Origin of the sequence: Hoeflea algicola, assembly GCF_026619415.1 — a bacterium.
GTDB classification, from domain to species: domain Bacteria; phylum Pseudomonadota; class Alphaproteobacteria; order Rhizobiales; family Rhizobiaceae; genus Hoeflea; species Hoeflea algicola.
In genome coordinates this window covers 758,791-780,208 of the sequence record NZ_JAOVZR010000001.1, presented here as the reverse complement: position 1 = coordinate 780,208, position 21,418 = coordinate 758,791, and the positions used below count along the sequence as shown (strand labels likewise).

Sequence of the window (21,418 nt, the reverse complement as noted above, 5' to 3'; positions counted from 1 at the left end):
TCAGGCTGCCTGTTCCGAGCGGATCGGGATCCTGCTTCCGGCCAACCGGCGCAACTGCAGCCAGGCTTCATCCAGATCGCCGGCCTGATCGAGCAGGTCGTAATTGCCCGGCGTCGTTGACAGTTCACCGTAGAGTTGTGCCGAGAGCTGACACATGTCGTTGAGGCAGGCATAGATCGTTTGTTTTTGACGGAGCGAGACATTTGGCGCTTCAATTGCGCGAATGATCTGCCGTTCCTTCTCTGCATAGAATTTTTGCAGTTTTTCCAACCGAAGGGCGGGGGACATATATATGATCCTGATTAGAGTTGACGTTTTGAACTCAGATCACGCTTTAGCTTTACACATTTGACTTGAAAGGTCTTTTTCCAAAATCTCCGATTCGGGTCAAATTGTCTACTAGTGCCATTTTATGGGTTTCAGCCTTAAGACGAGAGCAGACCAGAATGCTGTATTGGTTAAGGTCTGAATATCCGGCGTTGGTCGGCGGGAACCAACCGACCATGCGGAACCTGGCGTGTTGCGCTTGCCCTCAGAGGTTGCGGCATCGAGCCCTTTGTCAATCCGCGATCTGGGCATTGGCGCGTACTGGTCTCGTGCCGGGCAACACCGCAGCGCAACAAAGAATTTCCGGCCCGCGATAGCAACATCTTCACCAATCCGGTACACCGTGCCGACCGACTGTTCTTACCCCGCGAGCCATGGCCATGACCGATCCAGCCGACCGCGAAGATGAAGCCACAATGGCACCGCCCGCCGCGGAGTCCGTCGACCATGACGAGATTTACGGCGAGGACGGTTCGATCCGTCAGGATTACCTGACCGGCGTCGGTGCGGCGATTGCCGACCGCGATGTGCTGTACTTGCGCGAACACGTCACGCGCCTGCATGAATCCGAACTGGGTGACCTGCTCGAGGCCATCAATGCGTCACAGCGCCAGGCGCTGGTGGCGTTGCTCGGCGACGATTTCGATTTTGCCTCGCTGACCGAAGTCGACGAAGCCATCCGCCTGGAAATCATTGAATCGCTGCCCAACGCCAGGATCGCCGAAGCGCTGGGCGATCTTGATTCCGATGACGCGGTCTACATTCTTGAAGATCTCGACGAGGAAGATCAGCGCGAAATCCTGGCAGCGCTTCCGTTTACCGAACGGGTCAGGCTGCGTCGCTCGCTTGATTATCCCGAAGACACCGCCGGTCGCCGGATGCAGACCGAGTTTGTCGCGGTGCCGCCGTTCTGGACCGTCGGCCAGACCATCGACTACATGCGCGACGAGGAAAACCTGCCCGACAGTTTTAGCCAGATTTTCGTGATCGACCCGACCTTCAAGCTGCTCGGAGCCGTCGATCTCGACCGCATCCTGCGTACCAAGCGCCAGACCCGCATCGAAGATGTGATGGATGAAACGCGCTACCGCATCGACGCGGAGATGGACCAGGAAGAGGCCGCACAACTGTTCGAGCAGTATGACTTGCTCTCAGCTGCCGTGGTCGACGAGAACGAACGGCTGGTCGGCGTGCTGACCATCGATGACGTGGTCGACGTCATTCACGAGGAAGCCGACGAAGACATCAAACGCCTGGGTGGTGTGGGCGACGAAGAACTCTCCGACAACATCCTCTCAACCGTGCGCTCGCGCTTCAGCTGGCTGCTGATCAACCTTGCCACCGCCATTCTCGCCTCGGCGGTGATCAGCATGTTCGATGCCACCATCGAACAGATGGTAGCGCTGGCGGTGCTGATGCCGATTGTCGCCTCGATGGGCGGCAATGCCGGCACCCAGACCATGACCGTGACCGTGCGTGCGCTCGCCACCCGCGATATCGACATCTACAATGCCGGCCGCATCATCCGTCGTGAGGCGGCGGTCGGCCTGATCAACGGCCTGTTGTTTGCAGCCATCATCGGCGTGGTCGCCGGGCTCTGGTTTGCCAGCCCTGGTCTTGGTGGCATCATTGCAGCGGCCATGGTGGTCAACATGCTTGCCGCAGCTCTCGCTGGCATCCTCCTGCCGTTGCTGCTCGACAAGGTCGGCGCCGACCCGGCAATCGCCTCGGCGGTGTTTGTGACCACGGTTACCGACGTGGTCGGGTTCTTCGCATTTCTCGGCCTTGCCGGCTGGTGGCTGTCATTCGCCTGATTTCCGGTCGCCTTGCGGTGGTCATTCAGCCAATTTTGACTTATACGTAAGCGTAAGTGGCCATCGTCACAATTTCAGGAATGATCCACTTTGGACAAATTTTATACCATTACCGAATTGACGCGGGAGTTCGGGATCTCGACCCGAACCTTGCGGTTCTACGAGGACGAGGGGCTCATTCAGCCCGAGCGGCGCGGCCGTACGCGGCTGTTCCGGGTGGCCGACCGACGCATGATCCAGGAGATTCTGCGCGGCCGCCGCATCGGCTTCAGCATCGCCGAGATCCGCGAGATCATCCAGGTCTATCGCGATCCGCCGGGCGAGGCCGGGCAGTTGCGTCTGCTGATGCGAAAGATCGAGGAAAAACGCGAAGATCTGCGCCAGAAGCGCAAGGACATCGAGGAAACCCTGGTCGAACTCGACCACATCGAGGAATCCTGCCTCAACCGCCTCGCCGAAATCGGCGTCAATACCTGACGCTTGCGGTTACGCTGGACCGATTGAGGTGCTGCGGATTCTGTTGAGTGCACATTACGGCTTCAAACCCCTGATTTGATGCTAGTTTTCAGCCGTTCAAAGAAATCAGTTTGAGCAACAGCGTAAATGGTGCGCCATATCCGCCATTTCATGGAAGCCGGTTGGTCCCAATGCGAACCTTCGCGATATCCGGAGTGACAACAATTTCTGGTGTGTATGGGCGGGGAGCGGAAGTTCGCTGCGTCGAGAAGGAACGGTAGAAATGGGGCCGTGCCTTGCCAGGCAGCTTATGGGAAAGAACTTGAAAGCAGACGTTCTGCGTTGACAGCCGCGGCGTCACTTCCGGCCCATTGCGGACCTCCGTCACCTTGCAAAATGCGGCACCGCAGCTTCCGCATTGCTGCCGTTCGTCAGTCACGCAGCTTTTTTCATAGATCAATGTTGGCAGATCCGACAAGCCAACCATGTCGGAAACGAAACAGAAAATCCATACATTCAGTTATGCGATAAATTGAAGGTCAGTATTCTATCCAGTGCGGCTTCTGCTTATTTCGCAGAGTGTGCCGAGAGCCACAGCGACAAGTATCCAAACGACGCCCTGATCGATGACTTCTCCTGGGCTTCTTGATCCAAGGTAACGCTGTGCGGCAGCAGTGCTCGATGACATACTGTCAGTCATTTGCGGAATGTAAAAACCCATCGCAGTACGGATAATACCCAGTCCCAAACCTATATATGCGATTATTGTCCCTACCCTTGTAAAAAACATTCTATTTCCCTCTCATTATTGATTTATCTGCCTCAAGCCGAGGTCTGAATTGGATAAAATCCAGTTAGTAACAACGATCAGTGGCATAGCCAGCAGAGACTATCGAAGGACCACTTTGTCGGTGTTTTCGCAACAAGCTGTCGCAAAAACCAAGGTTTTTGCAACGGTTTTTCGTGACCTATGATTTCAATGGCTTGGCTGTCGCAAAACATTGTCGCAAAACACCTGACGATTCATGCCTCAATCTACTTGTATTTTGGTCACCATAGCGGGAACTATATGTTCCCAGCTCGTGCCCGTCGAATTGGATTAACAATGGAGGTTGATATGGGCGGTGTTAAAGCAGCGATGATGGAACATGAGGACAATCTTGCGGTAGCTACAGCGTACCTTGTGGAGATAGGTTCTCTTGAAGAATGTGAAGCGCATGGATTGGTTTTCGGGGGCGGCGCATGGGATCTCGAGCCAGACTTCTGGAAGAGAGTCATGGGCGAACGAAAACGCGGTGATAGAGGGTCAATCCCTTGGGCAGCCGAAATGAAAACCCGCGAATTCACCGATTTGATCAAGGAAGCTTACGAAAGCCATTTTGGCGATCGTTGCGCCCATTGTGATAAAATCATGGCTGAGTGAAATTGGCAGTGTTGCAAAAAGGATCGGTTTTGCGACATCGCTGAAGGACTTCAAATGTCCGCTTTCCGCCGATGTTGTTGAAAAAGTAGGCTCGAAAGCGTGATTTGGTCTGCGATGGGGCGCAATATGTGGTTAGGCATTGCGCCTTTGCGCTTAGTTGTGCCGGTGGCTGACTGTTTGGTCCTGTCACCTCATGCGACTGCCTCCATTCGGGGTGCCCGAGGTCGCAGCCTGGCGAGCTTTCGCAGGTTCTGGGCGATGGCGGCGAGGAGGAATTCGTCCTTGGCTCCATTTGGACCTCGCAGCCTCAGCCTTGTCAGGTTCAGGATACGCTTCAGGTGGGCAAACAGCATCTCGACCTTTTTACGTTTGTTGCGGGATATCGCGTAGGCTTTTGTCTTCCGGCTTGACCGCGTGAAGTCCCGCGCATCTTCGTGCGGCTCTCGTGTGACAGCACGGAAGTCCATGTTAGGGCAGCACCTTTGTTTGGACGGGCATGCCTGACAATCTGCTTTCAGGGCACGGTACTTATAGGTGCCGCCTGTCTTTTTGACGCGGTTCGGATCGGAGTAGTTGCGGCGGAAACGGCGTAGAGCATGCCCTTCCGGGCAGATATACTGATCACTCTCCTCGTCCCATTTGAAATCGGATCGCGACCAGGTGCCGTCCGTGCGTTCAGCTTTGTCGATCACCGGGATGAACGGGATGATCCCCCGCTGCTTGACCAGCCAACCGAGGTTTTCGCTGGATCCGTAAGCCGTGTCGGCGGCAATCCAGTCCGGCTTGATGCCGAAGCGTCTCTCCGTCCGGTCGAGCATGGTTTGTGAGGCACCGACCTCGGCCTGACGGATAGCACGGGTGGCCTCAACATCCATGATGACCGAGCTCTCGGTGTCGATCAGGTAGTTCGTGGCGTAGGCAAAATAGGGCCGGCTTTCTTCGGCACGCGTCCATTGGGCTGCAGGGTCTGACTTGGCAACGAACTTCGGCTGGGAAGGCGATGCGGCACCGAAGGCTGCATCATCAAGCGTGTCGAGATACTCCTGCGCCGCGCGCGATCCGATCTCGCGGGCGACATCCGGGCACCACTCCGAGGCAGGCACTGAGCGCGATTTGTTGGCATCGGCCGGGATCAGGCTGGCATCGACTGCAAAGCCTTCACCCGAGACCAGATCTTCCTTCAGACACCGTTCGACCGTCGCTTCGAAGACGTGCCTGAGCAAGTCGCTTTCGCGGAATTTGCCATGGCGATACTTCGAGAAGGTCGAGTGGTCCGGCACCTTTGCGTCGAGGCCGAGACGACAGAACCAGCGGTAAGCGAGGTTCAGATGAACCTCTTCGCACAGTCGTCGCTCGGAGCGGATGCCCATGACATCCCCGATGACAAGCATTCGCACGATCAGTTCAGGATCGATCGAGGGCCGACCCATGTGGCTGTAGAAAGGCCGCAACTTCTGACGCATTCCGTCCACGTCCAGGAACCGGTCGATTTCGCGAAGCATGTGATTGTCGGGCACATGGCGCTCCAGATCGAAGTCATAAAACAGCTGCGTCGGTGCCGATTGCGTCCCCATCATGGCCGAATCCTCCATTCTCCTCATAATCGAGTGAATCAAAGGATTTCCCGCGGCGCAACAAAGACTTTTTCAACAACATCCGCCCTTTCAGGACATCAACGCGGTGCGCAGCGAATGACCGCTTTCGGGAACAGGATACTATCACGCCGATGACAGGAATAGTGAAGGGTTTCGGGTGCCGTCAGGCGTACGAAAGCCTCTCATGCAGGAACCCGCGGTCCGCACATTCAGACCTATGGGGTTTTGTGTGTTGAGGCTTCCGAGCGGGCATTGATCGCAGCGGTGTTTGTAGAACCAACTGCGTTGTAGAAGGTGGTTGCCGGCGCGATCGTAGAGGTTCTCCCGGTGATCGAGAGCGCGTTTGTTCGAGTGCAATCCGCTTTCATCTTGTCCGGGGCAAGCACTCCCATTGGCCGACGCAGATGTGAGACAGCCGCATGAATGAGCAGGCCATGCCGGGTCATGGGGTGCACTCCCGGTTCGTTGCTGCCTTGTCCGGCGGCCCGCGCGGCTGCCGCCAGCGTTTGAACACTTCGATGACGATCATGCGTCCGCCGCAGCAAGTGCATGGCGGGCGGATGTCGATCGGCTCGTCGGCTGGGTTGTCAGCGGGCGGTGGGGCGGCGTTCAGGAGTTCCCGGGCGCGGGCGATGCTGGTCTTTCGGGAGCTGCCGGCGAGCAGACCGTAATGCCGGATGCGGTGGAACCCGCGCGGCAGGACGTGGAGCAGGAAGCGGCGAATGAACTCGTCGGTGGCAAGCGTCATTATCTGTTGCCGGTCGGAGCCATTGCGGCGGTAGTCCTTGTAGCGGAAGGTGACGCCGGTCTCGTTGAAAGCGATGAGACGACTGTTCGAGATGGCCACCCGGTGGGTATAGCGCGACAGATAGGCAAGCACTGCTTCAGGCCCCGCGAAGGGCGCCTTGGCGTAGACCACCCAGCGTTTCTTGTGGACCGGCGACAGATGCCGCACGAATGCCCGGCGATCAGTGAGATGCGCTGCCGATCCAAAGAAGGCGAGCCGTCCGGCGTCGTGGAGCTGGAGCAGCCTCGTGAGGAACAGGCGGCGGAACAGCTTGCCGAGCACACGCGCCGGCAGGAGGAATGCCGGACGTGACGATATCCAGCGTGACCCATCGATGACAATGCCGCCACCTGGCACGATCATGTGTATGTGCGGATGGTGGGTCATGGCCGAGCCCCATGTGTGGAGCACGGCGGTCATGCCGATGCGCGCGCCGAGATGCTTCGGATCGGCGGCGATCGTCAGCATCGCCTCGGACGCCGTCTTGAACAGCAGATCGTAGACCAGCGCCTTGTTGTAGAAGGCAATGGCGGCGACCTCGACTGGCAATGTGAAGACGACGTGGAAGTATCCCACCGGCAGCAGATCGGCCTCGCGCTCGGCAAGCCAGGTGCGAGCGGCAGCACCCTGGCACTTCGGACAGTGCCGGTTGCGGCAGGAATTGTAGGCGATCCGCCACTCTCCGCAATCCTCACAGGCCTCGACATGTCCGCCCAAGACAGCGGTGCGGCAGTGCTCGATCGCGGACATCACCTTGAGCTGGATGAGGCTGAGGTGTCCTCCATGGACTTGCCGGTAGGCAGGTCCCGCGGAACGGAAGATATCCGCGACCTCGATCGAGGTGCGCACGACTTCAGCCGTCGGCCGTCTTGCCTTCCATCAGCGCCATCAGCCGGTCGAGCGGCCCAGCGACAGCGTGAATAGTCCGGGTGGAGACCTTGGCATAGAGCGCCGTCGTCTCAAGCTTGCTGTGTCCGAGCAGAACCTGGATAACCCGGATATCGGTGCCATCCTCCAGAAGATGGGTGGCAAAGCTGTGGCGCAACGTGTGCGGACTGACGCGCTTGTGGATGCCGGCGACCTCGGCGGCTTCCTGCACCGCGCGATGCAATTGCCGCGACGAGATCGGATCGGTGCAACTGCGCCCTGGAAACAGCCAGCCATGGGGCAACATCACGCCGCGCCGTTTTCCTTCGCGCCACCACAGTCGCAGCAGTTCAAGGAGTTGCGGAGAGAGCATGGCGTTGCGGTCCTTGCGCCCCTTGCCCTGTTCAACGCGGATCAGCATGCGTGTCGAGTCAATATCGTCGACCTTGAGATGCGCAACCTCGGAGACGCGCAAGCCCGCGCCATAGGCCACGCCGAGCGCCGCCTTGTATTTGATGCCAGGTGCCGCCCCGAGCAACCGTGCAGCTTCCTCCACGCTCAACACATCTGGCAGCTTGCGCGGATTGCGGGTTATCACCAGCGCTTGCGACATAACTCGCCGCTTCAGTGTCACCGTGAACAAAAAGCGCAGCGCCGAAACCGTGCTGTTGATCGTCGCCGGACCTACACCGTTCTCATGCTGAGACAACTGGAAGCGCCGTATGTCCTCTGCCGTTGCTGTGTCGGGCGTGCGCCCGAGAAAAGTGGCAAAGAGTCGGACATGACGAATGTAGTCCTGCTGCGTATGCGATCCCAAACCCCGCATCACCATATCTTCCTGCATGCGCTGGCGAAGCGGTGTGGTTGGGGTATCGTGTGAGAAGCTGGCCATGGAAAGTTCCTCCTGTTGAAAGGAACTCCATGGTCAGCCAACACTAACGGCGTGCCTAGAACCTCAGATAGTCACACCAGCCTCACCGCGAGCCCCCTCCCGCGTAGCGGGTTCGTGCTAGAGGGCGCAAAACAGTCATTAAACTAGCTGCAGCACCAAGATCGGCTAAGGCCCAAAAGTGCCTACGCAAGGCCGATCCCTCGCACCCACCCGCGTCTCAGATCCAGCGGCGGACCTTGCGGCAATAGGTTTCATACTGGTAGCCGAACAGCGCGATCAGGTGATTTTCCTCGCGCCGCACTGCCAGCATATGCGTGAGTACGCCATCGAGCGGCACAAGCAGCAACAGCCAGCCATTCATGGAGAACAGTCCCAGCCCGGCCATCAGCGCCATGTTGGCGACATAGATCGGGTTGCGGCTTAACCGAAACGGTCCTTGGGTAACGAGGTGTGTCGATCCGCGATTGGGCAGGATTGTGGTGTGGGCGTCATAAAGGGTTTTCATAGCCCACAGGTCGATCCCCAGCGCCAGTGCCACCAGCACCGCGCCCAGCGGCCGCGCACCGGCAAATTCGAGCGACAGTGGCACCAGCATGCCCAAGGCGATGGCTGCCAATGTCAGGCTGACAATCAGGATAGGTGGCCAGGGGATAAAATTCGGCCGCGCCCGGTAGGCGTTCATGGTGTCCTTTCCTGGTCGACTATCGGGCCAGCGCTGGGTTCCTGGTGCACGTCTCGGTTCTCATGGTAGCGCCTTTGCCGTGCATTGCTCGGCAATGACGTTGACCCTGCTGTCGGTGTCCGGCGTGATGGTGCCGGCGACAAACCCGTCAAACATGCTTCGCGAAAGCAGCTCATCGGTCACACAACCGCAGAATCTGGTACAAAAGTTGGCATCATTATCGCGTGCGCAGCTCGCTTCACATTTCGAAATGAAGCGGGGCAGCGGATCGGGTGTCTGGGCCGGCGCAAGTTGCGCAAAACTCCAGACCAGAGCGATCAGCACCGGTTGATGCAACAGATAAAAGGCCAGACTGTGACGGCTGCTCAGCCGCAGCACGCGTGTCATCAAATTATTCCCAGCCCTGTAGCGGGCGAGACGTGCGACCAGCCCGTAGCGGAGCGCCAGTTGGGCGCATCCCAGCCCGATCAGGAAAGGGCCGAGCCATGGCAGCAACGGTACATAATCATTGGCCCGCGGCGGGATTGTCGACAGCCCGACCCAATAGAGCCAAATCGTGTTGAAGACCTCGTTGCCATAAAGCTGCGGCAGGATCAGGCAGGCCACGCCCGCCAGCAGCGCCACCAGTCCGGGCAGCCGAAGGAACAAGAGCCCGATCACACTCGCTGCGGCAATGGCGTGCAGGATGCCAAAAAAGATGAAGGCGTCGGGCGTGGCAAAAATTGTGGCGATGGTGATCAGCGCCGCCGCCGCGACAATGGTGACAAGTCGCTTGATGTACGCTCTGGGTCTGAGCCCGGCTGAATAGGCCAATGCCAGGCTGGCGCCGGCGACAAACAGGAACGATGCGGCGATCGAGCGGGCGTAGATTTTCAGCCAGCCATGATTGGCCGTGCCGGGATCGAGATAACCGAACAGTTCGAGATCCCAGGCAAGATGGTAGGTTGCCATGGCAAACAGCGCCAGGCCTCTGAACAGATCAAGTCCGTCGAGACGGAATTTCGACTTGGGTGCGGGCAAGGCCTTGTCAGTGCTGTCCGTCAAGCTAGGGTCTCCCGGTGCGGATGGCCGTGATGCCGACTCGCGCCATGAGACTAGCAAAAGGATTCCGTGATGCATCTTGTAAAGGCGGGCGGCGCAAAAATTCCGGCCATCGGGCTCGGCACCTACACGCTGAAGGGCGATCAGTGCCGCGATCTTGTAGCCCGAGCGCTGGATGTCGGCTATCGGCATATCGATACCGCCGCCCTGTACGAAAACGAAGCCGCCGTCGGTGAGGGACTTCGGGCGTCCACCGCTGCGCGCGACGAGGTGTTTCTGACCACCAAGGTCTGGCACACTGAAATCGGCGACGGCGCGCTCGAAGCATCCGCTGAGGCCAGCCTCAAGCGTCTGGGGCTGGATCATGTCGATCTTCTGTTGATCCACTGGCCCAACCCGAAGGTGCCGCTGGCCGAGTCAATCGGCGCGCTCAACCGGGTGCGTGAAATTGGTCTCACACGCCATATCGGCGTCTCCAACTTCACCCGGCCGCTGCTTGAACAGGCGATTTCTCTGTCTGATGCGCCGCTGGTCTGCAATCAGCTCGAATATCACCCGCAGCTCGATCAGACGCCGCTTCTGGCCACCATGCGCGAAAACAACATCGCGTTCGTGTCCTACAGCCCTCTGGGGCGCGGCGAGATGCTGTCTTCGCCGGTGGTCACCGATGCTGCCCGCGCCCATGGCAAGACGCCCGGCCAGATCATCCTGCGCTGGCACGTTCAGCAGCCCGGCGTGGCCGCCATCCCGCGAACCGCCAATCCGGCGCGGCTACCCGAAAACATCGATCTGTTCGATTTCGCACTCTCGGACGCCGAAATGGCGGCGATCTCGGCGCTGGGAGCGGCCGGTCGCCGGTTTTCCGACTACGCCTTCTCGCCTGAATGGGACAGCGACTAAACCTTGTCGCTCCTGGCCACCAGCAGACCGCTGAGCACCAGTCCGACTGCCACGACCAGGCCAAGCGACAGTGTTTCTCCGAGAATGATTACTCCCAAGGCCACGCCGAATACGGGCACGAAATTGACGGACAGCGAAAACCGCGAATAACCGACGGCGCGGATCAGCTGAAACCTCAGGATATAGGCGATCCCGGTGGGAAAAACCCCGAGAAACATGAGCGCCGCAATGGTTTGCGAACTCAGATCCGTCGGCGGCGCACCTTCCACCATCAAAGCGATCGGGATCAGCATCATGGTTCCCAGACCCAGCGCCAGACAGGCCAGCCTGACCGGGGGCATGTCGATCTTGCGGATCAGCAAACCGCCCGTGACATAGCAAAGTGATCCGCCGAGCGCTGCCAGCTTGGCCTGCAGCGAGCCATCGCCCAGTCCGGCCACCGCATCCGGTCCGACCAGCACCAGGATTCCGGCAAAGCCGAGGATCACCGAAATCAGCTTGCGCCCGGTCATGCGGTCGTCATCGGTGAGAAAATGGCTCCCCAGCAACGCCAGAAACGGCCCCGTGCCCATCAGCAGCGCCAGCACCCCGGCATCGGTGGATTTGCCGGCCCAGGCAATCAGGAAGAACGGCAGCACCATGTTGAGCACTGCCATGCCTGTGATCAGTACCCATTGACGGGGCGATTTCGGAAACAGTAATCCGCGCCAAATCGCATAAGGAGCGAGAACGGCAAACCCGAGACCAACCCGGATCGCTGCCAGCCACACCGGCCCGGTTTCGGGCACGGCGATGCGGATCGCCACAAAGGCCGAGCCCCATATCAGCGCGGTGAAGATCATTAGCCCGAGATCGGTGCGCGTCGGCGTGCGCAGCGGCTGTATCAAACTCATGGGGCCTGCGGGGGCGTGTTCTGGGGCAGGGCGAGCCGGTAGACGCCGCGAAAATTGTCCGGATCGACCGGCTTGCCCTTGCGCAGGATCTCGATCTCTCCGGCCTTGGCCATCTCCACCGAGACCAGCCGCAACGGTTTCATCAACCGGCTCCACTGTTTTTCATCGCTGCCGGCAAGCAACCGCGCGGCATCCGAGGGGCTGATGCTCTTGCCCGGCGCCAGTTTGCTGAGCGCGGCGAGAATGGCCGCGCGCAATGCGTCGGGACGGCGTGAGGGATCGGATGTCAAGATGAGGAGGTCTCCACGAGTACGGCGCTGCGCGCAGCAGAAAAGAATTGCCGCCTGAGCAGCACCAGAATGACCAGCGTGGTCGTGCCCAAAAACATCCACGGTCCGGCAAACCAGCCGAGATAGCCCATCGACATGAAGGTTGCTCTCAGTCCGCCGTTGAAATGGCGCCCGGCCAGGGTGTTGACGGCCGCCGCCCGATCAGCAGCCTTCTCGAGAGCGGTGTGATCGTCGCTCCGCTCGTCCTTCATCGGGATCGCCCCAAACAGGATCGAGGTGTAATTAAACAACCGGTACGACCAGCCATATTTGAAAAACGCATAGGCGAAAATCGCGATCAGCCCGAACACCTTGATCTCGAAGGCGCCACGGTCGGCGACCAGCGGTATCGGCAAATCGTCGGCGACTTCCAGAACCTGCTCGGTGGCGCCCAGCAAAGCAAAACAGCCGCCGATGGCGAAAATCGTTGTCGAGGCAAAAAACGCTGTGCCGTTCTGCAGCCCGGCGATGATCGCCGTGTCTATCATACGCAGATCGCGATGAGCAGCAGTCCTCATCCATACCTTGCGGTGGTGGTTCATGGCGCTTGTCAGGCTCATGCGCTTGGTCTGAATGCGACCGTCGGTCAGTGCCGCGAATCCTATCCAGGCAAAGGTAAACCAAGCAAGCGCCATATAATCGTAATTGGTCATGAACTGCTTTTGGCATGCCCGAGTAGGCTTGGCAAAGGGGTGTTTGGGAAAGTCCGGAATTAGCGCAACGTACGAACAATGGGGCGCATTCTGCCGCAATGGTTTCCAAGCCAACAAGGCCTTCGCTGAAGGGCAACCGTAAAGGTGCATTCGCGACGAAATTGCTTCTCACGGCTTAATCTGCGCAGGAATCCTTGATTGGCGGCGTGTCCACCCGGCGTAACCCAAAGATGTCTGACCGCACGGTCTTTCTCCAACGCCGATGTCGACACTAGAACCAACAATATGATCAACCCCGTGACCGAACCAGAATTTCAAATACTCTAATCGCCGCGATCTCCTGCTCGATATTATTCCAGACAGTCTATTTCCGCGTTACCTAAGTTGTGGATAGAATTATGAAAATTCATTTGCCCGTGTGGGAAGTTTGAATTGCATCCAAAATGTGATTTTGGTCTATCACTACTTTGACGCGTAATATGTATATGTGCTGAATTCACTTAATATGATCGCATTTGATCCGAAATATTGAGTTTTACCTTGATTTAGCATTTCTGGCGGGTAGCATAAAAGGCCACATAAATCTGGCGGGGCGCTGCAAATTTCCCGCCGAACCATAAAGTTGGGCAGGGGACGCATGTCATTTCTTGAACGAAGTCATCGGACCCGGCGGCATGGTTTCGCCAACGCCCTGTTGATCGCCATTGCCGTTGCCAGCGTGGCCTGTTTTACGCCTTTTGCCCACGCATTCAGCGAGACCGATCTGGAGAAGGTGGTAGCGTTGCAGGAGTGCAACGGATGCGATCTTTCAGAGGCCTACCTGGAAGCAATGGTTTTACAAGACATGGAACTCGCCGGTGCAAACCTGTCGGACGCACATCTCACCAACTCGAATTTCGATTTTTCGAACATGAAGGGTGCGAATTTGAGTGGCGCCGACCTTACAAAATCCAGGCTAGGGAAAGTCCATCTGGTCAAGGCAGATCTGACCAACGCCAACCTTGAAGGCGCATGGCTGCAGGAAGCCTCCTTTGTCGCTGCCAACCTGACCAATGCCAACCTTAAAGGTGCATGGCTGGAAGGAGCATCTTTCGCATTTGCCGACCTGACTGGCGCCAATCTGGAAGGTGGATGGGCAGACCGGAGATTGATCCGGCCAACGGATTTCACCATGGCAAAGTTTTGCAAAACGACATGGATAGACGGGACGATCAAGAACAAGGACTGCTGATTTTGCACTTTGAGTTGATCAAAAATACATGGCGACTGGGAAGCGAAAATGGATAGTTTTCGGAATTCAAAACGCCTTGCCCTAGTCACCTGGTTGTTGGTCTTTGTGCTCGCCTTGCCAGTGGATCTGGCCAGCGCGCAACAATCGGCCGTCCAGCGAGCTGTCAAATATGTGAAGGAAGCTTCGGTTGAATGCGCTTCCGCCAAAATTCTGTTCTCCAGGCAGAAATACAAGAAATTTCAAAGCTGTATGAATGGTTACGCGCTTTCACCCGATCCATTGCCGGTGTCATCGCCATTCAAGATCAGGCATAAAACGGGGCTGTATTTGCGCAGTTCCAGCGGAAGCTCGGTCCGGTTGATGCCGCAGGGTGAAGGCGACACCTGGCTCTGGGAGGATGGTGAGAGAATTATCAACCTGCGCAATGGCATGGTGCTGCAGGCAAATACGAACGGTAAAACTGTTTCTCTTGCCCTTCCTGATGACCCGCTGGGTGATCGGGCATTGTGGAGTAGCACTGTATCCAATTTTGCCTATCGGCAGGCTGTTGCGCTTCAAAGCAAGGCCGGAAGCAAATCCCTGCGGCTCAAATCTGGCAGTAGCGTGCACCTGGTTGCAAATGCCGGTTCCGGCGCCAAGTCCTGGCGTCTGATGAAGGCGCCGCCGGCTGATCTCGCACGCATCACACTTAAATCCATCAGGGCCCTGGTGACATCGACCGGTCAGGACGAAAATACCAAGATTGCCTTGATGTCTATCGAGCTTGCGTTTGATCTTGCGACCATGGCGGGCTCGGGAGGCGGAGCGGGCATTGGCCTGAAGGCAGGGGTCACGGCAGCAAAGGCGGCCGGAAAAAAGGGCGTGCAAGCATTGTCCAAAAAAATCGGCAAGGAAATCGCCGAGATTGCGGCCAACAGGGCCCTTAAGAAGACCGTAGGAGGGCTTCAGAAACTGGCCGCGAAAAAGGCCATGAAAAAGATGATCAAAAAGCATGTTGCGTTGGCAGCCAGCAAGAAAACCAAGCAAAAAATGCTGGGCCGCATGGGAAAATATGTGAGCGGAAAAATTGCAGGGGCCGGCGGAAAGGCGGGACTGAAGAAAACAGCAAAGGAAATGGCCGCCGAATACGCGATCAAGCAGGCCTGGCAAAATTCTTATAACGAGGCATTCAAGGCCACGCACGACGGCCGTTCCCAATCCCAATATACCAGCGATTTCAATGAGGCCGAGCAAGTGGCCGAAATCGAAAGACTGAAGCAGGAGAGCTTTGAGAGATTCTATCAGGCAGCCGCCGCTCCGTTACGATTTGCAGCCGTGGAGAATGTTGAGGAGGTTGTGAAGAAGGTCATGGATTCGGAGGGGCGAAAGGGCAACGAAGGCCTAATCCAAGGAATGCTCAGCCCGTTCATCGATGATACGCGGGATGAACTCTACATCCAGCTGGACGGGGTCCGGGTTTATGGCGGGTCAAGAGGTATTGATATCGATAAGGGCGACGTGCACAAGATCGGCAAAAGCCTGATTTTTGATCGGATCAAGGGCGTTACCATACGGCTGAAAGAGTGGGATGATCATAGCAGTGACGACGAACTCGGACACCTCGACATCAACACCACAACGCTAGCTGGAAAAGAAGAATATAAAGGAGTGCTGATATACAGCACCAGCGAGGGAAGCCTTTACCAACTGAACTTCTCCGTTGAACCTTTTGCAGGGATTTATGAGGCGGGTATCCTTGCAGATCATGAATACGGTCTGCGGTTCATTCGGGAAGTCAATTCTGGAATCTCTAACCAGATCCGTTTGCAGGGGGAAGCCCTCGAAGCCCGCAGATCAGCCGAAGTCTTGCGCCGTCAGAAAGAAACGCGCGACACCATGGCGCAAGAGGGAGCAGACGGATTTCGCCGTTATGAGGCCATTGCGGCTTGGCGCAAGAAGGCCGAAGCGCAATGCGACTACTGGGACAAGAGTTTCAAGTATGCAAAAGATGACACCAAACGGGTTGGCGGCATCCCGACATATTATGGCCGGTTGGCCCGTAGAATGGGCATTCCGGGAACCTGGAGAGCGGGAAAACTGACACGCTTTCTCGAGCGCGACGACGCAGAGACGTGGAGGTACACGTTCCTTAATTCTCGAAGAAACGGTGGCTATGGTTCGGCAACCGGGAAGGGGATGGACGAAAACGGTGGCCGTTGGTCGACAACGCCAAGGGCGCTCTTTGGTCCAGTTCGTCAGAGCTATAGCAAGGATCAACTTTATCAGATGTATGGCAAGGCCCAATCCTGTCTTGGGATTTTTCTCGTTCGGAAGCCCGGGGCCGGCGGCAGGCCAGTCCGGCGCGGATTCAACGACAACGCAGAACAGGCCGAAACACATTTGCCGGTTTTCCAGGTCAAGACCGGCGGGTTGGAAGCCTATGCTGTCAATTTTCTCGGTGAGCCGGTCATGTGGCTGCGAAAAATCGGAGCCGGCCCCGATTATCCCGACGCCTACGCTCAATGTGAAGGCTCTTATGATCCAGACACGAAGCGGCATACAAATCTGACCGAAGACAAGCTTATCGGGGTTTGGGAAGGGGAGGCTACCTGTCGCAGAGAAGAATTGGGACCGCCTCCTGGCGTGCCCCCATCAGGTGGTCCGGTTTGATTGTTAGTGCATCATGGGCGTCTGGTCCATCGGGACAATGCTTTCCGGCGCGGGCGGGCGGTAGCCCAGAGCGCTATGCGGCCTGACGGTGTTGTAGTGGATACGCCATTGCTCGATCAGGATTTGCGCCTCCCTTAGGCTGTAGAAGATTTCGCCGTTCAGCAGCTCGTCGCGGAACCGGGCGTTGAAGCTTTCGCAGTATCCGTTCTCCCATGGTGAGCCTGGCTCTATGTAGGCCGTCTTGGCTCCAACAGCTGCAATCCAATCCCGCACTTTCTGGGCGATAAATTCCGGCCCATTGTCCGACCGAATGTATTCCGGCGGGCCGCGCAGGATGAATAGGTCTGTCAGAGCATCCAGCACGTCCGTTGAGTTGAGCTTGCGGTCCACGCGGATCATGAGTGCCTCCCTGGTGTATTCGTCGATGATATTCAGCGTCCGATAGACGCGGCCGTCAGCGGTTCGATCCTGGACGAAGTCGTAGGACCAGACGTGGTTTGGCCGTTCCGGTCTGAGACGCACACATGATCCGTCGTTCAGCCAAAGCCGCCCCTTTTTCTTCTGCTTTTGTGGCACTTTCAGCCCTTCACGCCGCCAGATGCGCTCAACCCGCTTATGGTTTACCTGCCAGCCCGCGTTGTTCAGCAGACCGGTGACCATGCGATACCCATAGCGCCCGTACTTGTCGGCCAGTTCGATGATATCATCGGTCAGCCGTTCTTCATCTGCCCGGCCCTGTGGCACCTTGCGCTGTGTGGATCGGTGTTGTCCGAGCGTGCGGCAGGCGCGGCGTTCTGATACGCCGAGCTCCCGCCGCACATGGTCGATGCACTTGCGCCGACGCGAAGGGCTTAGAAGTTTCCCTTTGCCGCCTCGGTCAGGATGAGTTTGTCCAGTGTCAGGTCAGACACCGCCCGCCGAAGCCGCTGGTTCTCCTTCTCCAGCTCTTTCAGCCGAGTGAGTTGAGATCGCTGCATCCCGCCATAGAGCTTCCGCCATCGATAAAACGTCTGCTGTGTCACGCCGATCTGGCGCACCGCGTCAGCAATCGTCGCACCTTGCCCTTGCAGAACTTCAACCTGCCGAAGCTTCGATACAATCTCTTCCGGCTTCTCTCGTTTTCCAGCCATCGCTGATCCTCCAATTTGAGGGATAATCTATCCCAGTTGGTGGACCACTTTCAGGGGGCAACTCCAGCTCAATCTCACGATCATCGCCACCAGCTCGGATGGCTCAACTACCGAAGAGAACTTCGTGATCAGTCTGATCGACGTCAATGAGTTCGATGTCACCTGGGAAAAAAGCAAGTACTACGAGACGGCAAAGATCCGCGAAGATGCTGTAATCGGCACAGACGTTGATCTGGGTTTCGTTGCTGACGATCGCGATCCTTCGGACACCGTGACCTTTGCGTTGACGAACAACGACGAGCTCCCGTTTGCGATCGATCCGAAGACCGGCGGCGTCACGGTCAGCAAATCTCTCAGCGGCGACGAAGCGGCCAGTTACACGCTGGAGATCGTCGCGACCAGCACCGACGGATCCGAAGCGCGCAGGCGTTTTGAGGTTCCTGTCGAGGACGTCAACGAGTTTGAGGTCAGCGCGTTGATCGATGCCGATGAGGCCATCGGTGAGGTGGACGAGAATGCCGGGTACGGAACCAAGGTTGGCATTACCGCATTCGCGGAAGATCCGGACAGATCGGATGAAGTCACCTACAGCCTGACTGACCAATACGGCCCCTTCTCAATCGATCCGAACACCGGCGTCATTGCCGTACAGAATCCGGACAATCTCGATAATGAGACCAAGCCTGTCGAGATCGTGCAGGTCGCCGCCCAAAGCTCTGATGGCTCAGTCAGCTGGATGGACTTCGAGGTGGCTATCAACGACGTCAACGAGGATTCCGTACGCTTTCCCCAGGATGTCGATAGCGCTGCCAATGAAGTTGAGGAGAATGCGCCTGCGGGAATGCTTGTCGGGATAACGGTCTTCGCGGAGGATACCGACCGAAACGATAAGGTGACCTACAGCATCGAAGAAAATGATGATACGCCGTACGCCATTGATCCGGTCACCGGCGTGGTCACAACCACAGCACCGATTGACCTCGAGTCATCGTGGCCATGGGGCCTGCGGATCGTGGCAACCAGTTCGGATGGTTCGACCAATGAACGCCCCTTCGAGATCAGGATGATACCGGTCAACGAGTATGACATAACGCCGTTTGTTGATACGGATGCCGCGTCAGATGAAGTTGCCGACAGAGCGGAATATGCCAGTCCGGTCGGAATAACGCTGAGCGCCGCCGACGGGGATCACGATCGATATGGAACCACTCCCATCCGGTTCACTACCGTTGACGCGGACGGCAACCCCTATAGTGGTGGGGCTTTCGGGGTGGGTGCAGAAGGCAAAGTGTTTATTGACAGCGCACAAAGGCTCGCGGAGCTGGAGCCCGGACCGCACACCATCTATGTAAAGGCTACCAGCGACGATGGATCGGAACGCACCGAACCGGTGATCATCACCATTCTGGGCCCGGACAGGTGGTACGACAATCCGCAAGGGCCACGTGTTGAAGCGGATTATCCGACCGTGTCGGATGTTGATCGCCAGGCCTGTGTTGACCAAGATGACGACAGGTCGTCACTTGCCACATACAACAATGAAAGCAACTATTTCGATTGCCTCGAAAGCGCCGTGCCCGAGGTGAGTTGGCGCGAAAACCCGCAGGGACCCCGCTACGAGCAGGACTATGAGGGCTTGTTGCCGGAAGGCGCACTTAATTATTGCAAGTACAATGACGAGGACCCGACCTCATCCAGCTACAACAATGAAACCGCATTTTTTGATTGCCTGGATCCGTACAAACGCGCTGAACCCGAGCCCGATCTGAAGTGGCGCGATAACCCGCAAGGACCGCGGTTTGAGGAAAACTACATCAATCTGGTGTCTCAAGAGGCGCTGGATTATTGCCGCTATGAGGACGAGGACCCGGCGTCTCAAAGCTACAACAGCGAGACCGCCTATTTTGATTGTCTCGATCCCTATCTCCCTGCGACCACGGCAACCGACGATAACCCCGGTTTTGAACCGGAGCCTGAGTTGAAGTGGCGTGATAGCCCGCAAGGGCCGCGGTTTGAGGAAAACTACATCAATCTCGTGTCGCAAGAGGCGCTGGATTACTGCCGGTATGAGGACGAGGACCCGGCGTCTCAAAGCTACAACAACGAGACCGCCTATTTTGATTGTCTGGATCCCTATCTTCCGGCTGCCTCTCTCCCTGATCCTGCTCCATCGGATGATACCGTCGTCGACAAGCTGAGCGCCGCCCGGCTCTGTGCGCAGGACCACGACCTGCAGGCCGAGTTTGCCACCAATACCGGACTGGTGACGATCACCAATGCTGCAGTGTCAAACATTGAAGTGATGCGCCTCTATCCGGGTGGTGAAACCGAATCCATAGCCTATCTGGAAGCCGGCCAATCGACCGAGTTCACATCGCAGCGTCGTGCGGTATTTGTCGGGCTTGATTCTGTCAGGAGGGTGCGTGGGGGCCGGCAAGCCACGTGAATCGAGAAACAGCTTCATATTCGGTGGCTAGAGTGGTTCATCTCGAAATGGAAGTCTTTGGAAACGGTAGTTTTTTCGCCTCAGCCAGGAAAACACTGCAGTCACAATGCAGCGCATCGTGTGAAAGTTTCGACGACGCTGGCGTGGAAAAGACATCCGGGCGAGGCAGATGGGGTTTGAACAGGCGTGCAATTTTGACCCCGTAGGGGGGTGATCGGCGCCCAAAAATGCACCCCCTTACGCTATTTTGGATGATGCCCCCGAGGTCATCGGGGAGCGCAGTGTGGGATGTTGGTTCGCAGCATTGCCTTGAGCTTGGAAAAAGCCATCTCGATCATTGGCCGGCAAGCATTTGCAAAGCAAATACTGAGAGGCGGGATTGAGGTCAGGGCTGTAGGGCGGCAGGAAGAGAAGCCAGGCACCCTTGGCCCGTACCATTGCCGCAGCTGTCTCGCTTTTGTGGAAGGCGACATTGTCGAGAATGACGATGTCGCCTTTTGACAATGTCGGAGCCAACTGGGTTTCGACCCAGGTCTCGAAGATGCGGCCATTCATCGGCGCGTTGACGATCCATGGCACAGTCAGTCCGTGACTGCGCAATCCGGCGATGAAGGTCTGCGTTTTCCACGAGCCGAACGGCGCATAGGCGTTGAAGCGCTGACCTTTGGCTGACCATCCGGTGCGTTTGGCGAGTTTGGTGTTGGTCGATGTTTCATCAATAAAGATCAGCCGTGCCAATGCCTTGTTGAAGAAGCGCCGGCGTCGCTTGATCCACAGATCACGGGCGTGGGCGATCTCCGGCCGCAACTGTTCGCTTGCATTGAGTCTTTTTTATGGCTCAACCCAAGCCGGTTGAGAAACCGGCCAACGGTCGAGCGATGCACGTCAACGCCACGCCCGGCGAGTTCGACGCAGAGCTCGTCGAGCGTTACTTCGCCATTCGCAGCCACAAGGGTTCTAATCCATTCGCCATGCGGCGTCAGCTTGCCGCCCGGCGGATGGCCCTGCCTCGCAGGCGCAAGCGAGCCAGTGGCCCGATGCAGGATCATCATGTTGTTGACAAAACCTCGGGGAGACCCGGAAATGCCGAGCAGCCTCTCGATGGCTGTTGCCTTCTTCTACAAACCCAACGACACGCGCACGCAACTCGACCGGATGCGGTTTGCCCATGGCGGTTCTCCTTCCATGGGTAAACTGAATCACAAATCCATCAATCAGGGAATCCCAAATCTCAAAGCCGCGACACGCTTTAGTTTTGTTGCTCTCCGAGGGCCAAATGAGTGACTTCAAGGGCGCGGCGCTG

19 protein-coding genes are annotated in these 21,418 nt (G+C 57.4%); 8 read left to right on the top strand and 11 right to left on the bottom strand.

Annotation, left to right across the window (positions count from 1 at the left end; translation table 11 throughout):
- Complete coding sequence (locus tag OEG84_RS03905) at nt 1–288, bottom strand: hypothetical protein (RefSeq protein WP_267652518.1); 288 nt, start codon at nt 286–288, stop codon at nt 1–3.
- A gap of 455 nt (nt 289–743) precedes the next feature.
- Between OEG84_RS03905 and mgtE the strand changes: the two genes are divergently transcribed.
- The 3 genes from mgtE to OEG84_RS03890 all read left to right on the top strand — a co-directional run bounded on the left by mgtE (nt 744) and on the right by OEG84_RS03890 (nt 4,020).
- Nucleotides 744–2,141 carry a magnesium transporter gene (gene mgtE, locus OEG84_RS03900; RefSeq protein ID WP_267656076.1) on the top strand — a complete coding sequence of 466 codons (1,398 nt, stop codon included), beginning with the start codon at nt 744–746 and terminating at the stop codon, nt 2,139–2,141.
- Between the two features lie 90 nt (nt 2,142–2,231).
- On the top strand, nt 2,232–2,618 hold the full coding sequence (locus OEG84_RS03895) for a MerR family transcriptional regulator (RefSeq protein WP_267652517.1): 387 nt from the start codon (nt 2,232–2,234) through the stop codon (nt 2,616–2,618).
- 1,084 nt (nt 2,619–3,702) lie between these two features.
- The gene (locus OEG84_RS03890; protein ID WP_267652516.1) at nt 3,703–4,020 is read left to right on the top strand and encodes a hypothetical protein; all 318 of its coding nucleotides are present in this window, start codon (nt 3,703–3,705) and stop codon (nt 4,018–4,020) included.
- A 191-nt stretch (nt 4,021–4,211) separates the two neighbouring features.
- On the opposite strand, the gene OEG84_RS03885 is transcribed toward OEG84_RS03890, so the two are convergent.
- The 5 genes from OEG84_RS03885 to OEG84_RS03865 all read right to left on the bottom strand — a co-directional run bounded on the left by OEG84_RS03885 (nt 4,212) and on the right by OEG84_RS03865 (nt 9,887).
- Nucleotides 4,212–5,597, bottom strand: coding sequence for an IS1182 family transposase (locus OEG84_RS03885; protein ID WP_267652515.1), 1,386 nt, complete (start codon nt 5,595–5,597; stop codon nt 4,212–4,214).
- 460 nt (nt 5,598–6,057) lie between these two features.
- Entirely contained in the window at nt 6,058–7,251 is a 1,194-nt protein-coding gene (locus OEG84_RS03880) for an IS91 family transposase (RefSeq protein WP_425602819.1), read from the bottom strand.
- 4 nt (nt 7,252–7,255) lie between these two features.
- A complete protein-coding gene (locus tag OEG84_RS03875; RefSeq protein ID WP_267652514.1) occupies nt 7,256–8,161 on the bottom strand; it encodes a tyrosine-type recombinase/integrase in 906 nt (301 codons plus the stop codon).
- Nucleotides 8,162–8,378: 217 nt separating this feature from the next.
- Nucleotides 8,379–8,843, bottom strand: coding sequence for a methyltransferase family protein (locus OEG84_RS03870; protein WP_267652513.1), 465 nt, complete (start codon nt 8,841–8,843; stop codon nt 8,379–8,381).
- A 60-nt stretch (nt 8,844–8,903) separates the two neighbouring features.
- The gene (locus tag OEG84_RS03865) at nt 8,904–9,887 is read right to left on the bottom strand and encodes a heparan-alpha-glucosaminide N-acetyltransferase (RefSeq protein WP_267652512.1); all 984 of its coding nucleotides are present in this window, start codon (nt 9,885–9,887) and stop codon (nt 8,904–8,906) included.
- A gap of 69 nt (nt 9,888–9,956) precedes the next feature.
- Here OEG84_RS03865 and OEG84_RS03860 point away from each other — a divergent pair, with 69 nt between their 5' ends.
- Entirely contained in the window at nt 9,957–10,784 is an 828-nt protein-coding gene (locus OEG84_RS03860; RefSeq protein WP_267652511.1) for an aldo/keto reductase, read from the top strand.
- Here the strand turns inward: OEG84_RS03860 and OEG84_RS03855 are convergent.
- From OEG84_RS03855 to OEG84_RS03845, 3 genes are read right to left on the bottom strand one after another with little or no spacing between them, the layout of a single operon-like run.
- Nucleotides 10,781–11,677, bottom strand: coding sequence for a DMT family transporter (locus OEG84_RS03855; protein ID WP_267652510.1), 897 nt, complete (start codon nt 11,675–11,677; stop codon nt 10,781–10,783). The genes OEG84_RS03860 and OEG84_RS03855 overlap by 4 nt on opposite strands.
- Nucleotides 11,674–11,967: a DUF3253 domain-containing protein gene (locus tag OEG84_RS03850; RefSeq protein WP_267652509.1), complete on the bottom strand. Its 294-nt coding sequence runs from the start codon at nt 11,965–11,967 to the stop codon at nt 11,674–11,676. The genes OEG84_RS03855 and OEG84_RS03850 overlap by 4 nt, the downstream gene beginning before the upstream one ends.
- Nucleotides 11,964–12,659: a DUF599 domain-containing protein gene (locus OEG84_RS03845; protein WP_267652508.1), complete on the bottom strand. Its 696-nt coding sequence runs from the start codon at nt 12,657–12,659 to the stop codon at nt 11,964–11,966. Before OEG84_RS03845 ends, OEG84_RS03850 begins: the two co-directional genes overlap by 4 nt.
- A gap of 694 nt (nt 12,660–13,353) precedes the next feature.
- Between OEG84_RS03845 and OEG84_RS03840 the strand changes: the two genes are divergently transcribed.
- Together OEG84_RS03840 and OEG84_RS03835 are read left to right on the top strand one after the other, a co-directional pair.
- Complete coding sequence (locus OEG84_RS03840) at nt 13,354–13,890, top strand: pentapeptide repeat-containing protein (RefSeq protein ID WP_267652507.1); 537 nt, start codon at nt 13,354–13,356, stop codon at nt 13,888–13,890.
- Nucleotides 13,891–13,938: 48 nt separating this feature from the next.
- A complete protein-coding gene (locus OEG84_RS03835) occupies nt 13,939–16,539 on the top strand; it encodes a hypothetical protein (protein WP_267652506.1) in 2,601 nt (866 codons plus the stop codon).
- A gap of 3 nt (nt 16,540–16,542) precedes the next feature.
- Here the strand turns inward: OEG84_RS03835 and OEG84_RS03830 are convergent.
- Nucleotides 16,543–17,669, bottom strand: a protein-coding gene (locus OEG84_RS03830; protein ID WP_267652453.1) for an IS3 family transposase whose coding sequence is annotated in 2 segments (ribosomal slippage) — nt 16,543–17,405 and nt 17,405–17,669 — 1,128 coding nt in all. Because the reading frame shifts where the segments join, the coding sequence is not laid out codon by codon here.
- 124 nt (nt 17,670–17,793) lie between these two features.
- Between OEG84_RS03830 and OEG84_RS03825 the strand changes: the two genes are divergently transcribed.
- Nucleotides 17,794–20,115: a cadherin repeat domain-containing protein gene (locus OEG84_RS03825; protein WP_267652505.1), complete on the top strand. Its 2,322-nt coding sequence runs from the start codon at nt 17,794–17,796 to the stop codon at nt 20,113–20,115.
- Between the two features lie 237 nt (nt 20,116–20,352).
- Here OEG84_RS03825 and OEG84_RS03820 read toward each other — a convergent pair whose 3' ends face one another.
- Complete coding sequence (locus tag OEG84_RS03820) at nt 20,353–20,922, bottom strand: transposase (RefSeq protein ID WP_267652504.1); 570 nt, start codon at nt 20,920–20,922, stop codon at nt 20,353–20,355.
- Between the two features lie 276 nt (nt 20,923–21,198).
- Between OEG84_RS03820 and OEG84_RS03815 the strand changes: the two genes are divergently transcribed.
- Nucleotides 21,199–21,399 carry a hypothetical protein gene (locus tag OEG84_RS03815; RefSeq protein WP_267652503.1) on the top strand — a complete coding sequence of 67 codons (201 nt, stop codon included), beginning with the start codon at nt 21,199–21,201 and terminating at the stop codon, nt 21,397–21,399.
- Nucleotides 21,400–21,418: the final 19 nt, after the last annotated feature.

Bases quoted from the DNA above. Each gene is read 5' to 3' on its own strand.
- OEG84_RS03835 (WP_267652506.1), top strand. From the start codon at position 13,939: ATGGATAGTTTTCGGAATTCAAAACGCCTTGCCCTAGTCACCTGGTTG.
- OEG84_RS03875 (WP_267652514.1), bottom strand. From the start codon at position 8,161: ATGGCCAGCTTCTCACACGATACCCCAACCACACCGCTTCGCCAGCGC.
- OEG84_RS03860 (WP_267652511.1), top strand. From the start codon at position 9,957: ATGCATCTTGTAAAGGCGGGCGGCGCAAAAATTCCGGCCATCGGGCTC.
- OEG84_RS03815 (WP_267652503.1), top strand. From the start codon at position 21,199: ATGCCGAGCAGCCTCTCGATGGCTGTTGCCTTCTTCTACAAACCCAAC.
- OEG84_RS03870 (WP_267652513.1), bottom strand. From the start codon at position 8,843: ATGAACGCCTACCGGGCGCGGCCGAATTTTATCCCCTGGCCACCTATC.
- OEG84_RS03855 (WP_267652510.1), bottom strand. From the start codon at position 11,677: ATGAGTTTGATACAGCCGCTGCGCACGCCGACGCGCACCGATCTCGGG.
- OEG84_RS03905 (WP_267652518.1), bottom strand. From the start codon at position 288: ATGTCCCCCGCCCTTCGGTTGGAAAAACTGCAAAAATTCTATGCAGAG.
- OEG84_RS03885 (WP_267652515.1), bottom strand. From the start codon at position 5,597: ATGATGGGGACGCAATCGGCACCGACGCAGCTGTTTTATGACTTCGAT.
- OEG84_RS03845 (WP_267652508.1), bottom strand. From the start codon at position 12,659: ATGACCAATTACGATTATATGGCGCTTGCTTGGTTTACCTTTGCCTGG.
- mgtE (WP_267656076.1), top strand. From the start codon at position 744: ATGGCACCGCCCGCCGCGGAGTCCGTCGACCATGACGAGATTTACGGC.
- OEG84_RS03890 (WP_267652516.1), top strand. From the start codon at position 3,703: ATGGAGGTTGATATGGGCGGTGTTAAAGCAGCGATGATGGAACATGAG.